General features: G+C 61.6%; 15 protein-coding genes. 8 read left to right on the plus strand and 7 right to left on the minus strand.

The window, feature by feature from the left end; translation table 11 throughout:
- Positions 1-34: 34 nt before the first annotated feature.
- The 4 genes from AC07X9_RS16925 to AC07X9_RS16940 all read left to right on the plus strand — a co-directional run bounded on the left by AC07X9_RS16925 (position 35) and on the right by AC07X9_RS16940 (position 3637).
- Complete coding sequence (locus AC07X9_RS16925) at positions 35-436, plus strand: hypothetical protein (RefSeq protein ID WP_017184049.1); 402 nt, start codon at positions 35-37, stop codon at positions 434-436.
- Positions 437-616: 180 nt separating this feature from the next.
- Positions 617-1591, plus strand: coding sequence for a ParA family protein (locus AC07X9_RS16930; protein WP_081490955.1), 975 nt, complete (start codon positions 617-619; stop codon positions 1589-1591).
- Positions 1592-1594: 3 nt separating this feature from the next.
- Positions 1595-2479, plus strand: coding sequence for an SIR2 family NAD-dependent protein deacylase (locus tag AC07X9_RS16935; RefSeq protein WP_081490956.1), 885 nt, complete (start codon positions 1595-1597; stop codon positions 2477-2479).
- Between the two features lie 75 nt (positions 2480-2554).
- Positions 2555-3637 (plus strand): IS5 family transposase, encoded by a 1083-nt coding sequence (locus AC07X9_RS16940; RefSeq protein WP_031309815.1) that lies wholly within the window; start codon positions 2555-2557, stop codon positions 3635-3637.
- A gap of 328 nt (positions 3638-3965) precedes the next feature.
- On the opposite strand, the gene AC07X9_RS16945 is transcribed toward AC07X9_RS16940, so the two are convergent.
- The 3 genes from AC07X9_RS16945 to AC07X9_RS16955 form a co-directional block, all read right to left on the minus strand.
- Positions 3966-4364, minus strand: a complete 399-nt coding sequence (locus AC07X9_RS16945) for a VOC family protein (RefSeq protein WP_017182590.1) — start codon at positions 4362-4364, stop codon at positions 3966-3968.
- A gap of 272 nt (positions 4365-4636) precedes the next feature.
- Entirely contained in the window at positions 4637-5350 is a 714-nt protein-coding gene (locus tag AC07X9_RS16950) for a hypothetical protein (protein ID WP_017182591.1), read from the minus strand.
- 198 nt (positions 5351-5548) lie between these two features.
- Positions 5549-6103: a hypothetical protein gene (locus AC07X9_RS16955; protein WP_017182592.1), complete on the minus strand. Its 555-nt coding sequence runs from the start codon at positions 6101-6103 to the stop codon at positions 5549-5551.
- A gap of 145 nt (positions 6104-6248) precedes the next feature.
- On the opposite strand from AC07X9_RS16955, the gene AC07X9_RS16960 reads away from it, so the two are divergent.
- From AC07X9_RS16960 to AC07X9_RS16975, 4 genes are all read left to right on the plus strand, one after another.
- Entirely contained in the window at positions 6249-6635 is a 387-nt protein-coding gene (locus tag AC07X9_RS16960) for a PH domain-containing protein (RefSeq protein ID WP_017182593.1), read from the plus strand.
- A gap of 163 nt (positions 6636-6798) precedes the next feature.
- Positions 6799-7482 carry a hypothetical protein gene (locus tag AC07X9_RS16965; RefSeq protein WP_017182594.1) on the plus strand — a complete coding sequence of 228 codons (684 nt, stop codon included), beginning with the start codon at positions 6799-6801 and terminating at the stop codon, positions 7480-7482.
- Between the two features lie 88 nt (positions 7483-7570).
- Positions 7571-8707 (plus strand): cupin domain-containing protein, encoded by a 1137-nt coding sequence (locus tag AC07X9_RS16970; RefSeq protein WP_026002294.1) that lies wholly within the window; start codon positions 7571-7573, stop codon positions 8705-8707.
- Between the two features lie 3 nt (positions 8708-8710).
- The gene (locus tag AC07X9_RS16975) at positions 8711-9253 is read left to right on the plus strand and encodes an rRNA large subunit pseudouridine synthase E (RefSeq protein ID WP_017182596.1); all 543 of its coding nucleotides are present in this window, start codon (positions 8711-8713) and stop codon (positions 9251-9253) included.
- A gap of 158 nt (positions 9254-9411) precedes the next feature.
- Here the strand turns inward: AC07X9_RS16975 and AC07X9_RS16980 are convergent, their stop codons facing one another.
- From AC07X9_RS16980 to AC07X9_RS16995, 4 genes are all read right to left on the minus strand, one after another.
- Positions 9412-9807, minus strand: a complete 396-nt coding sequence (locus AC07X9_RS16980) for a hypothetical protein (protein ID WP_017182597.1) — start codon at positions 9805-9807, stop codon at positions 9412-9414.
- A gap of 380 nt (positions 9808-10187) precedes the next feature.
- Complete coding sequence (locus AC07X9_RS16985; protein WP_017182598.1) at positions 10188-11558, minus strand: class II 3-deoxy-7-phosphoheptulonate synthase; 1371 nt, start codon at positions 11556-11558, stop codon at positions 10188-10190.
- Positions 11559-11686: 128 nt separating this feature from the next.
- On the minus strand, positions 11687-12043 hold the full coding sequence (locus AC07X9_RS16990; protein ID WP_017182599.1) for a Rap1a/Tai family immunity protein: 357 nt from the start codon (positions 12041-12043) through the stop codon (positions 11687-11689).
- 115 nt (positions 12044-12158) lie between these two features.
- On the minus strand, positions 12159-13400 hold the full coding sequence (locus AC07X9_RS16995) for a YceI family protein (RefSeq protein ID WP_017182600.1): 1242 nt from the start codon (positions 13398-13400) through the stop codon (positions 12159-12161).
- Between the last annotated feature and the right edge of the window lie 31 nt (positions 13401-13431).

Genomic DNA, 13431 nt, shown 5'->3' on the forward strand with positions numbered 1-13431 from the left:
GATCGAGCGGGCGGCGGCGTTTCTGGCCAATGGCATGTCGCGCGGCCTGTGCCCCGACGCGGCGACACGGCGGCGCGGCGCGATGCCCGCCCGGCTGATCGGCAATGGCCTGCGCGAACTGGACCTGTTCCTGACCGACATGATTGTCGAGGCGCAGCGGATCGACCGGCTGGGCAAGGCGGCAGGGCGCGACCCCGGCATCCATCCGGGGCGGCGCATTTTCAGCGCGGCGGAAGCCTGGCGGCGGGCTGGCGGCCAATTGGGGCTGGCAGGCGCCGAACGCGGGCGGCTGCGCACGATGCGCGCGGCGCAGAACCGGCACTGCTATGGCGGCTGGCGCGACGGAGATAGCGGCACGGCGATGCAGGCCGCCTGCGCCGACTATGCGCGACTGGCGCGGGATGTGCTGGCGGCGGTGCGGGGGAGGATGGGGTAGGGGAGAGGATGCGCCACTTCTTGCCATTAAGATGGCTTGGCCGGTATGCACGAAGCGGACATTCAATTTGGGGTTCCTCTGGGCCGTCATGGCGACCTTGCTAAGCGACAACGAGGCATTCATAGACTGTCTCAGTCATCGAGGAGATCCCTCGCTGCGTGAAGAAGTGCGGAGAATACAATGAAGGCTATAGCCTTTTTCAATAACAAAGGCGGTGTTGGGAAAACGACCCTTCTTTGCAACGTGGCAGCCTACTTCGCGCAGGCGGGTTTTCGAGTTTGTGTGGTTGACTGCGATCCGCAGTGCAACGCTTCCCAGTACCTTTTTCACGATGACTTTCTAGAAAGCACATTTGAAGACCCGCTACAAAATATCGAAAGTTTGTTCACAGGGCTTATGGCCGGTGAGGGGCACGCCTTGCGAGTGCCTATGAAGCGCTCGGCAGCTTTTGGGGTAGATGTGGTGTGCGGGAGTCCCGGCTTATCAATGGCGGAGGATTTCTTGGCCGAAGAATGGGCAAGCCTCAATACGCAGCGCGGATTATCCAGCACGATGGTATTCCACCGAATGCTGAAGTCGTTGACTGATTATGATTTCGTTTTCTTTGACGTGAGCCCATCACTCGGAGCTATAAACAGAACTGTTTTATTATCTTCGGATTATTTTATTAGTCCGATGTCAATAGATATATTTTCATTAAAGGCCTTCGAAAATATAAGTCGCTGGATGTCAAAATGGCAAGCTCATTGGACATACTCCGTAAATAGCCCACAGTTGGATGCTCATAATCAATCAGTAGTTGATGCAAAATTGATAAATGGAGCAAGCTTCATAGGCTATGTATCACAGCAATACATCGCAAAGCGCGATTCTAGCGGGGAAAGAAGGCCCGTTAAATCATATGATGAAATCATAAAGCAGATCGATGGTCAAATTGACGAGCATTTTAGTGGTAATTTATTGCCGCCGAAGCCTTATGAAATCGGAAAAATTCCAAACTTGCATAGCCTCGCTCCTATGTCGCAATCTCGACGGAAGCCGATTTTTTCTTTGCTAGCTGCTGATGGAATTGTCGGTGCTCACTTCGCGAAAGTTAAAGAGGCAAAAGAAATATTCGGCGAAGTTTCAGACGAAATTCGCAAGCGGCTGATATAACGGATGCTTAAAGAGGAATGGCCAGAACCACTGGTCCGAGACATTGCTCGGCGGCGAGCAATTTTTGTTATTGGATCAGGCGTATCGCGTCACGCTATCGGCGCCGACAAAGTTACGCGCCCGCCAGTGTGGAGAGGTTTTCTCAGTGATGCGGTTCAGCGTTTCCCTAGAGCGGCGGAGACCGAGCATATCTATAAAGCGATCGATGATGGTGACCTCTTACATGCCTGTGAGTGGCTTAAGAACCGCTATGACGAAGATTGGACAGCATATCTTCGGTCGCGATTCACAGACCCTAGATACACACCGGGCCGATTACACGAGTTGATAGCCCTTCTAGATACACGCGTTGTCTTCTCCCTAAATTTTGATGATATATACGAAAATAAAAGTCGTGAGATCAATGAGGCGTCGCAATTCACCAAAAATTATAGCGACGCCGACGTCTGTGAGTTCCTGCGAAACGATGCTAGATATGTCGTTAAGGTACATGGCAATTTAGCATCACCTGCCACACTGATTTTTACACAGGAAGATTACGCACGCGCACGTATAAAGCATAGCTTATTCTACACAGCTTTTGATGCCGCCCTAATGACACATACGTTTCTTTTCATTGGCTGCGGCTATGGAGATCCCGACGTTAATTTGCTTCTTGAAAATCAATCTTTTAGCGCACAACCTGGATCGATAAATCCACATTACTTTCTGACTTCTGATGAAATATCAGAAGATATGAAAAGGTCTTTGCGCAAAAATAGAAATCTAAAGACGCTCTGCTATGAAAAAGAAGACGATAATCACATCGGGCTGGTATCAGCTATAGACCATTTATACAGCAAAGTCACTGAAGCACGATCCCTACTTATCGAAAGTGCGAACTGGTAATTGGACACCTCGAAAAACTCTGGCGTTTGATCGGCGGATTTGATTCACTTCGTCGGCGATGCGTAGGAGGCGATGATGGCAAGTCAGCCTGGTTTCTTCGATCTTTCGGACCGGTACGATGCGCTGAGCGCAGCGGGCGATCCGCTGGAGCGATTAGCGGCAGTTGTGGATTTCGAGGTTTTCCGTGGTCCGCTGGTGGCAGCGCTTCGTCGCTGCGTTCGCGGCAAGGGTGGGCGACCGCCCTTTGATCCGGTGCTGATGTTCAAGATTCTGGTTCTACAGGCGCTCTATTCGCTGTCGGACGAGGCCGCCGAGTTTCAGATCAAAGACCGGTTGTCATTCCAACGGTTCCTGGGCCTTGGGCTCGATGGCACCGTGCCGGATGCGACCACGGTGTGGCTGTTTCGGGAACGCCTGGTAAATGCCAAGGCCATAGACAAACTTTTCGCTCGCTTCGACGCTGCCCTCAAGGATCGGGGCTATCTCGCCATGGGCGGGCAAATCATCGACGCTACGGTCGTGCAGGCACCCAAACAGCGCAATACCGAAGCGGAGAAAGCAGCGATCAAGGAAGGCGGCGTGCCCGAGGGCTGGAAGCCGGCCAAGACCCGGCAAAAGGACCGTGATGCGCGCTGGTCGATCAAGTACAGCAAGGCCAAGATCAAAGAGGGCGCCGATCCCAAGGCGGCTAGGCCGGTCGATCTGGCCATCCCGATGTTCGGGTACAAGAATCATATCGGCATCGACAAAACCCATGGGCTGATCCGCACCTGGGATGCCAGCGCCGCCAATGCCCATGACGGCGCACGGCTGCCGGTTCTGATCAGTAAGGACAACACTGCCTCCGGCGTCTGGGCTGATACCGCCTATCGATCCAAGAAGAACGAGGCGTTCCTGGCCAGTGGCATGTTCACCAGCCACATTCACCAGCGGCGTAAACCGCGGCGAGCGTTGCCTGAGCGGATCGCCAAGGCCAATACCCGGCGTTCCAAGATCCGCGCCCAGGTCGAGCATGTGTTCGCCGGGCAAAAGAACCGCATGGGGCTGGTCGTGCGCACCATCGGCATCGCCCGCGCTACCATCAAGATCGGCATGGCCAACTTGGCCTATAACTTCCAGCGCTTGGCCTGGCTCGAAGGGCGAACTGCGCCTGCTTGATATGAACCAAGCGCCACCGACGGTAAATCCGGCCACTGCGGCACCGGCAATATCGAAATCACCGACAAATACGCTGCAACATCACTCCTTCCACGCCGCCTCAATCCGCACCGTCGACCCTACACGCAAATCCAGCGGTTCTTCGAGGTGTCCAATTTTCACCTTGACTAGTGTTGCGCTGGTCAGTCTCGAAAGACGTGTTTTTTGGATGCCCACCGCAGAAGCGGCCATTCCGCTACCGGCCAAAATGGAACGGGAAGAGAGCGACCAGCTGCCCCACCAAATCATTGGCGGGCAGCTGAATCAGGCTAAACGATGCCAAGCAGCGTCATTTGGGGAAGTGGATGCCGCATAGCTTGTTTCCATCTGGATCGCGGAAGTACGCGAGTACGATCGTACCCATAGACGCTGTTTCGCGAGGACCGGGCGCTACCTCGATCGACATGCCACCATTGACAACTGCAACATCATGAAACTGCTTCACCTGCTCTGGCGAATTGCATGAAAAAGCAATGGTGCTGCCGTTCGCCACAGTTGCCGGTTCGTCATTGATCGGCTGGGTGACAATGAAATTGGCCCCATTCCCACTGTTGTAGATCAGGCGTGTGTGGCCACTGTCGGCCACGTTGATCGTCGCCTCCCCAACTCCGAGGGTGCCAAGCACCGTGTCGTAAAAGCGCTTCGCCCGGTCGATGTCGTTCGACCCCACCATCGTGTGAAAAAGCATGCATCTTCTCCTACTTGGGCCACGCCATGATTGAACACTGCCCGCGCTCGGCCATAGCAGGATCGAACGCGCGGTCACGCTTGGATCGTTGGGCTGACGTTGGCATACTCGAATCGATAGGGACAGAAGTCGCACCTTGGCCGATGGGCGACAGGCAGCCATTTCCGCCCATGATCGTGTCGCCTGCCCTAAGGAGGACCGGCGGCTATCCCTTCTTACCCGCCGGTAAGGCGACATTCCGAAATCGGCCAATTCCAGCCCAGCGCCCACCCTCAAAACGTCCGCGCCTGCGGCCCGTCGCGTCGGGCGTGCGCGTCCGTGTCCGGGGCTGGCAGGGCGAGGCCTTGGGTTGCGGCGCGCCAGCGGTCGAAGGCTTCGCGTTCGTCGCCCTCTATGGTGATGCGGCCGCGCGGGTTGCGGCGGTTGGCTTCCTCTTCGGCGCGCAACTGTTCGACCTCTTTGATCACCGCCTTGACGGCCAGATCGGCCTCGCCGCCGGGGCGCATTTCCTCGCGCTTCCATTCCAGCTTGAGCGCTTCGATATCGACGGGGCGGGATGCGCCGCGGATCGCGCCTTCGGGATAGCGATCATGCGCGCGGTTGCGCAGCAGGAACATGAGCAGCCGGTCGTTAAAGACGCGGCGGGTGCCGACCAGCTTGCCATAGCTGTACACCGGGACTTCGATGCTGTTGATGGCGCGTTCCAGCGCGATGTCCTCCAGTCGCTGCACCCCCTGATCCAGCGCGGCGAGCCAGGCGGCGGCGAAGCTGTCGGCGCCCTTTTGCCGTCGCAACTGATAGGCGCCATCGGTCGACATGCCGACGCGCTGGGCTGCGTGCTTGACCGATCCGGTTTCCGCCAGCGCGGCGATGAAGGCGCGCTGACGCTCCGGCGTCCAGCCATCATGGCGATAGCGGCGGGGGATGGGGGTGAAATCCAGATGGACGGGCTGCACCGTCGCGCGCGGAAGGGACTGGCTGGTCATGGCGGGCCATATAACCTATATGGTTACATGTAGGACAGTATTATTTGGCGTATCCGCACCGGCCTTCAAACGAGTCACGTGCCTCGTTTGAACCCCACCCGACCTCCCATTCAGGATACACTCTGTGGGCGGTCGGGTGGGGGTGAGGGCCGGTGCGGCAACCGGCATGCGCTCTTGCGCGCCTGTCGGGACAGAGGCTCAGCGCGCATGGCCTGCGCACCAGTGGATCGGCTTTGGCGACCAGGGCCGGGCATGGCCCTTGAGGATCATCAACTGGCCGATCGACACGCCGTCGCGCACCAGCACCCTGGCCGCCGGGTCCGGGTCTATGGGATCGCGCCGGGCCTCGAACGCGCCGCCGTTCATCATCGCTGCCAGCGCGATACGCCCCTGCTGCGCCCGTTCGGCTTCGTCCGGGCATTTGGCGCCGATCTGGCTGGGGACGCTGATGTCGGCCAGGCGATAATAATGGCCCTTATAGGCATAGCTGTCCGCCGACAGGACGCAGGCGTCGCCGGTCAGATCGTCGCACAGCGCGAACTGTTCGGAAATGGTCGGCCGGGCAGCGACCGCGCCATGATCGGCAGCGGGCATCAGATCCTTGAACAGCAGGATGGCGGCCGCCGCGATCACCAGCGCGACGAGGATGATCCCGCCTGCGACGATGGTGGCCGGGCCGTCCTGCCTGTCATGCAGCCAGGCGCCCGATGGGTCGAAGGTGCGATCGCCCGGTTCGTAGAGATTATGTGCCATGATCGGTTTCCACTCTCCTATATAAGGATAGCCGATTTTCCCGAAGATTTCGTTAACCAACCCGCCGCGCGGATCAGCGGATCGGCCGCTTGACGATGGCGCGGGGGCATGATCAAAACGGCGCGTTCCAGGCGCAGGAGGCGGCATGAGCGAGAGCTGGTTATATGATGAGCATCCCGCGATGTTCCGGGCGCATCCCGTGCTGTTCATGCTGTTGCTGGTGTCGGTCGTCGGCATCCTGGCCATCGCGGTGTGGTGGGTGATGCACAAGGGCGAGCGGCTGGCGCTGAGCGAGCGGGAGGTGCTGATGGAGCGGGGGCTGCTGGCCAAGCAGCGCACCGAGATCGCCCTGTCGAGCATTCGCAGCGTGCGGATCACGCAATCGCTGGGCCAGCGCATCTTCGACGTCGGCCATGTCGAGCTGTTCAGCGCGGGCGATATGGCCGAAATCGCGATCAAGAATATGCCCCGGCCCGGCCGAATCCGCGCCATCGCCGCCGCGCGCAATCTGGACCTGTTGCCACAGCGATAGGGGATTTATACGCTACCCCTTGACTTTGACGCATATATTTCAACGATAGCAGATAGAGGGACCGGAAGAGTTCCCAGCCGCAGAGGACGCCAGAAGGAGCAACGCCGGGCCGCATGATGTGGCGCGGCGCGGACAAGGGGTCGTCTGCATGGGCTTGCGAGTGATGCCGTCACTGACGGAACTGACGGCCGAGCAGCGCGCGGACATAAGGCAGGCCTGCGGCTTTGCCTGTGTGCGGTGCGGGGTGACCATCTATCGCTATCTGAGCTTGCCCGACAGCAATGGCGCGACGTTGCTGTGCCCGACATGCCACGGACTGGTGGAGGAAGGGCGGCTGACCGCGACGCAGGTGCATAGCTTTCACGCCAATCCGGTCGTGCGCCAGCGCCATTTCGCGCGGGACCGGCTGCCCTTTTCCGCCGAATTGCCGCAACTGATCGTCGGCGGATCGCGCCTGTTGCGCGACACGCCGATCCCCATCACGCTGGATGGCGAGCCGATCCTGATCTTTGCCCCGCCCCGCCGCACCAATGGCGCGACGCGGATCAGCGTACGGCTGGGCGCGCCCGATGGCGAGCCGGTGCAGGTGATCGACGGCAATGAATGGTTACCGACCGATGGCAGCTGGCACTTCCTGCTGCGCGGCGACCGCTATTCGATGATGGCGTCGCGCGGCGACGGCCTTGCGGTGCTGCGCATCGTGTCGCGCAACCGGATCGCAGTGGAACATCTGCGCACCACCATCCGGGGACGGCGGCTGGAAGTGACGCCAGACTGGCTGGAAATCGACGGCAAGCGCCATGTCGACCGCATCGGCAGCGGCACGCTGATCGGGCTGGAAATGTAGCGGGGCGGAGATCCTCCCCTCGCAGGGGAGGAACAGGATAAACCAAACGCGCTTTGACAGTCGGGTGCCCAGCGGGCAGGGCATTGTCATGCAGCTTTCCCATTTCGATCCCGCCCTGTTCCTGCGCGACTATTGGCAGAAAAAGCCGCTGCTCATCCGCAACCCGTGGGGGGAGTGGCGCAATCCGCTGGAGCCGGACGAGCTGGCGGGGCTGGCGTGCGAGGAGGGCGTGGAATCGCGGCTGATCACGCTGGGCGATGATCGGCTGGCGATGGAGAGCGGGCCGCTGCCCGAAACCCGCTTTGGCCAACTGGGCGCGCTCCCCTGGACATTGCTGGTGCAGGCGGTGGACCATCATGTCCCGCAGGTCGCGGCGCTGATCGATCCGTTCCGCTTCGTCCCCAACTGGCGGATCGACGATGTCATGGTCAGCTACGCGACCGATGGCGGCGGGGTGGGCGCGCATTTCGACCAATATGACGTGTTCCTGGTGCAGGGGCTGGGGCGTCGCCGCTGGCAGGTGGGGGCCTTGTGCGATTCCACCACGCCGCTGTTGCCGCATGACGATCTGCGCCTGCTGACCGATTTCGTTCCGGAACAGGAATGGATATTGGAACCGGGCGACATTCTCTATGTGCCGCCGCGCATCGCCCATCATGGCGTCGCTGTGGGGGATGACTGCATGACCTATTCGATCGGCTTTCGCGCGCCCTCGCGCGCCGAACTGGTCGAACATTGGTCCGAAACGCTGGTGGACGCGATGCCGGACGAGGATCGCTATGCCGATCCCGATCTGGCGCGGCAGGCCAATCCGGGCGAGATCGCGCCCGCCGCGATCGACCGGCTGCACGCGCTGGTGACGGAGGCGCTGGCCGACCGCACCGCCTTTGCCCGCTGGTTCGGCCAATATAGCAGCAGCCCCAAATATCCCGACACCGACTGGCGCCCTGAAGAGCCGATGGAAGCGGGCGATGTCGCCGCGATGCTGGCGGAAGGGGCGGCGCTGTGCCGCAATCCCGCCAGCCGCTTTTCCTTTGTGCGGCAGGGCGACGGGCTGCTGCTGTTCGTCGATGGCGAATGTTTCGATTGTGCCGGCGACGTGGCGGCGCTGGCCGAAACGCTCTGCGCGCAGGATCATGTGAGCGTCGATCCGTCCGATGCCGGGCTGGCGTTGCTGACCATGCTGGTCAATCAGGGCAGCCTGGCATTTGAGGAAGAGGTTTAGGCCATGGCGCTGATATTATTCAATAAACCGTTCAATGTCCTGTGCCAGTTCACCCCCGAACCCAATGGGCCGGAGCGGCAGACGCTCAAGGATTATATCGATGTGCCGGGCGTCTATCCCGCCGGGCGGCTGGACACGGACAGCGAAGGGCTGTTGCTGCTGACCGACGATGGCCGCCTGCAGGCGCGGATCGCCGACCCCCGCTTCAAAATGCCCAAAACCTATCTGGCGCAGGTGGAGGGCGAGCCGGACGAGGCGGCGCTCGACGCGCTGCGGCGCGGGGTGACGCTGAAGGACGGGCGGACCTTGCCCGCCGAGGCCGAACGGATCGACGACCCGGCGCTATGGCCCCGCGACCCCCCGGTGCGCTTTCGCAAGACCGTGGCCGATTGCTGGATCAGCCTGACGATAAGGGAGGGCAAGAACCGGCAGGTGCGGCGCATGACGGCGGCGGTCGGGCATCCGACGCTCAGGTTGGTGCGCTGGGCGATTGGCGAATGGACGCTGGAAGGTGTGCAGCCGGGGGAATGGTGCGAGGTTGGGTGAGGGGGCGGTAAATGACCATTCACGGTTACTCCGCGAGATCATCCACATTCCTGAAACCGGACGCACACCTTCCAGCGTCCGGTGGAAGACTGAAAGACCTAACCTGATGGGGAGCAGACGTTCCCCGGGGGGGCACCGCCGTAAACATGGAACTTGCGTTACGCCGTCGCGACGAGAGACACCCAGTAAATTGCCCACCAAAGTGCTGGCACGACGAGCACCCCCACAAAGCGACGGTGAGAAAAATCTTTGAAGACGAGGAAGGATAACACCACGGTGCTAAACAGCATCACGGGCTTCGCCAGTAGCACTGCAAGCATAATATAGAGGCTGATCTTCGAGGTTGACCCAGATGCGTTGAACAACATCGGGGTCATGAGCGCCGTCATGGTGGCTTGTGGTATGGCAAGAAGCGCCACCACTCCGGTGATTAAAGGAATGGCACGCTTCCAAAGCTCCTTCGTATCGCTTCGATATTCTGGTTCTTCCATTGCCGAAGCTCCTGTTATGTAGACGTTAGCGAGCGCAAACGAGGCATCGGGTGCGGTCGGCATCCGCCCCCTTTGATGCCTCTTGCGAAGGAGTTGTCTACCCCCGAACGAACCCTCTACGGCAGCCCACGAGTGCGGGCAACTTCGTGGCGAATGTCGCCATTTGGGCGTTTGGTGCCGGTTCATTTTTTACGGCAGAAAGTCAGCTATCGTCGGCCATCTCTTCATAATCCGACTGATTGAAATCCACCCAACTTAGCCAGAAACGATCGTCCGTGAAAAATAGGGGATTTCTGTAGCGCGTGTTCCCCCCTCCCGCAGGCGGGAGGGGGTTAGGGGGTGGGCTTGCGCGAGGTTGGGTTGGCCCACCCCGCTGCGACTAAGGCGCTGCGCGCCCAAGTCTCGCTGCCCTCCCGTGGACGGGAGGGAGCATCAAGCAATCCTCAAGCCGCGGCGCGGCGTTCTTTCAGTTCTTCGTTCAGCATTTCGGCCAGCAGGAAGGCCAGTTCCAGGCTCTGCGCCGCGTTCAAACGCGGGTCGCAATGGGTGTGGTAGCGATCCGCCAGCCCTTCGTCGGTGATGGCGATGGCGCCGCCGGTGCATTCGGTGACGTTCTGGCCGGTCATTTCCGCGTGGATGCCGCCGCCAAAGCTGCCTTCGGCGCGGTGGACGGCGAAGAAGCCGCGCACTTCGGCCAGGATGCGCTCGAACGGTCGCGTCTTGTAGCCATTGGCGGCCTTGATGACATTGCCGTGCATCGGGTCGCAGGACCAGACCACCGGATGGCCTTCGCGCAGGACGGCGCGGACCAGCTTGGGCAGGCCCGCCTCGATCTTGTCATGGCCATAGCGGGTGATGAGCGTGATGCGCCCGGCTTCGCGCGACGGGTTGAGCAGGTCGAGCAGGCGGATGAGCGCGTCCGGCTCCAGGCTGGGACCGCACTTCATGCCGATCGGATTGCCGATGCCGCGCAGATATTCGACATGGGCCGACCCTTCGAAACGGGTGCGGTCGCCGATCCACAGCATGTGGGCGGACGTGTCATACCAGTCGCCGGTCAGGCTGTCCTGCCGGGTCAGCGCCTGTTCGAACGGCAGCAGCAGCGCTTCATGGCTGGTGTAGAAGCTGGTCCCGCCAAGCTGCGGCACGGTTTCGGCGTCCAGGCCACAGGCGCGCATGAAATCGAGCGCCTGGCCGATCTGGTCGGCCATCGCCTCGAACTTCGCGGCCCAGGGGCTGCGACCCATGAAATCGAGCATCCAGCCATGGACGCGATCCAGGCTGGCATAGCCGCCGGTCGAGAAGGCGCGCAGCAGGTTGAGCGTCGCCGCCGACTGGTTATAGGCCTGCACCATGCGCTGCGGGTCCGGCTCGCGGCCCTGTGCGGTGAAGGCGATGTCATTGACATTGTCGCCGCGATAGCTGGGCAGCTCGACCCCGCCGACCACTTCGGTATCGGCCGAGCGCGGCTTGGCGAACTGGCCCGCCATGCGGCCGACCTTCACCACCGGCAGCTTCGAGGCGAAGGTCAGCACGACCGCCATCTGGAGCAGCACGCGGAACGTGTCGCGGATATTGTTCGGGTGGAACTCGGCAAAGCTTTCGGCGCAATCGCCGCCCTGCAACAGGAAGGCGTCACCGGCCGCAACCTTGGCCAGGTCCGTTTTCAGGTTGCGGGCCTCGCCTGCAAAGACGAGCGGCGGAAACTGGCCAAGCTGGGCCTCCACGGCGGCGAGCGCCTGTGTGTCCCGGTAAGCGGGCATCTGAATGCCCTTATGCGCGCGCCAGCTATCCGGCGTCCATTTCGCCGCCACGACGAGTCTCCTAAATGAACCAAAAAAAACAGGGGCCGCACCTACGCCGCCGCGCCGTCCAAGGCAAGTTTATAGCAGTATTCCGGCGCGCGGGCGCAATGATCCTTTCGATCAGACTGATCGATTCGCTATTTCTGGCATGGATGGCGTTCGTTGAGCGCCACGCTGACCAGCACGGAAGCGGGGCCGCGCCGCTGGTCTGGCCAGCGTTCGAGATAGGCGACGACGGTGCGGCGGGCATCGTCCGCGCTCATCTTGTCAGGCCAGCAGATCGGGCGACCACGGCCGATGAAGCTGTCCTTGCGGATGCCATCGACCACGCCGACGATATAGGCGGTGCAGGCCAGCGCATATTCGGGCGCCTTGTTGCGGCATTTGGCGAGCAGCGACGTGCCGCTTTCGAACATGAAGGCTTGGGCCGAGGCGGGTGTGGGGGAGGTGGCGGCCAGCGAGGCGGTCGCGATGAGGATGGGGAGTGCGCGCATAGGGTTTCCAAACAACAGGTCGTGAATAGTATAATAGTGCTCCCGCGCAGGCGGGAGCCCAGTTCCAGCGCCTCGACTGGGCTCCCGCCTGCGCGGGAGCACGCTTATTTGTGCCTCAATCCTTTCGCTTCGCCGTGAAGGCGAAGGTCAGCGCCACCTGGGGGGCCAGTCCGCCGCTGCTCTCGCCATTGCCCACGCCAAAGGCGGCGCGGGCGATGGTCGCGGTGCCGCTGACCTTGCGGGTCGCGCCGTCGCCCGACAGGGTGAAGCGGATGGTCTGGGGCTTGGCGACGCCTTTGAGGCTGAGCGTGCCGGTGGCGCGATAGGCGTTCGCGCCGCTCTTCTCCGCGCCCTTCGCGGTGAAGGTTGCGATGGGGTGGGCGGCCACCGCGAAAAATTCGTCCCCCGGCAGCATCCCGTCCTGATAGGCATCGCCCACGCTGGCGCTGGCCATGTCGATCGTCACCTTGATGTCGGCGGTTTCGGGATGGTCCGGGTCCATGACGATCGCGGCGGTCCATTTGGCAAAGCTGCCGCTGATCGTCTGGCCATCATTGCCGACGGAAAAGCCGATCGTGCCGCCCGGCTGCACGGTCCAGGCAGGCGGCGGGGCGGGGGGCGCTTCCGGGGCGGCCTCGGTGACGTTGGCGGCGGCGATGTCGGGTGCGGGCGCGGCGATGTTGGCTGGTTCGGCGATGTTTTCCGATGCGGCGGGGGCTTGCGACGCCTCGGATGCTGCGACCGGGGCGGCGACCTTGGCCGCTGGCGCGGGCAGGATCGCCTTGCCGACGACCAGACCCAGCAGCATCAGCGCGGGCAGGATGATCAGCAGCGCGGTCGACCGGCCCGGTATCATCCGCCAGATCAGCCCGTCGCGGATCAGGAAATGATGGCGCAGCGCCCCCGCGACATGGAGCAGGAACAGCGCGATGCCCAGCCAGGCGATCAGGCCATGGCCGCCCTCCGCCAGTTCATGCGCGCTTGCGGGCAATGGCAGATGGGGCAGGGGCAGGACGCCGAACAGCAGGGTCGGCACCTTCACCTTGGCGGTCGATACCAGCGCCCAGCCGCTCAGCGGCGCCCCCAGCATGAAGGCGTAGAGACCAAAATGCACGCCCGACGCCAGCGCGCCCTGCCAGCCGCCCTCCAGCTTTGCCGGGCGCGGCTTCCAGTAGCGCACCACGATCCGCAGCAGGGTCAGCCCCAATATCGTGATGCCGACCGACTTGTGCCATTGGTACAGGGCAAAGCCCCGCGCGCCCAGATCCTCCAGCGCCCAGCCGACGCTGATCTGGAAAGCGAGCAGGGCCGCGATCGCCCAGTGCAGGATGATGGCGACAAGGCTGTAGCGTGGCATGAAACCCCCGGCAGGATGGACCTGACGGCGA

It is taken from the genome of Sphingobium sp. GW456-12-10-14-TSB1 (genome assembly GCF_059424385.1).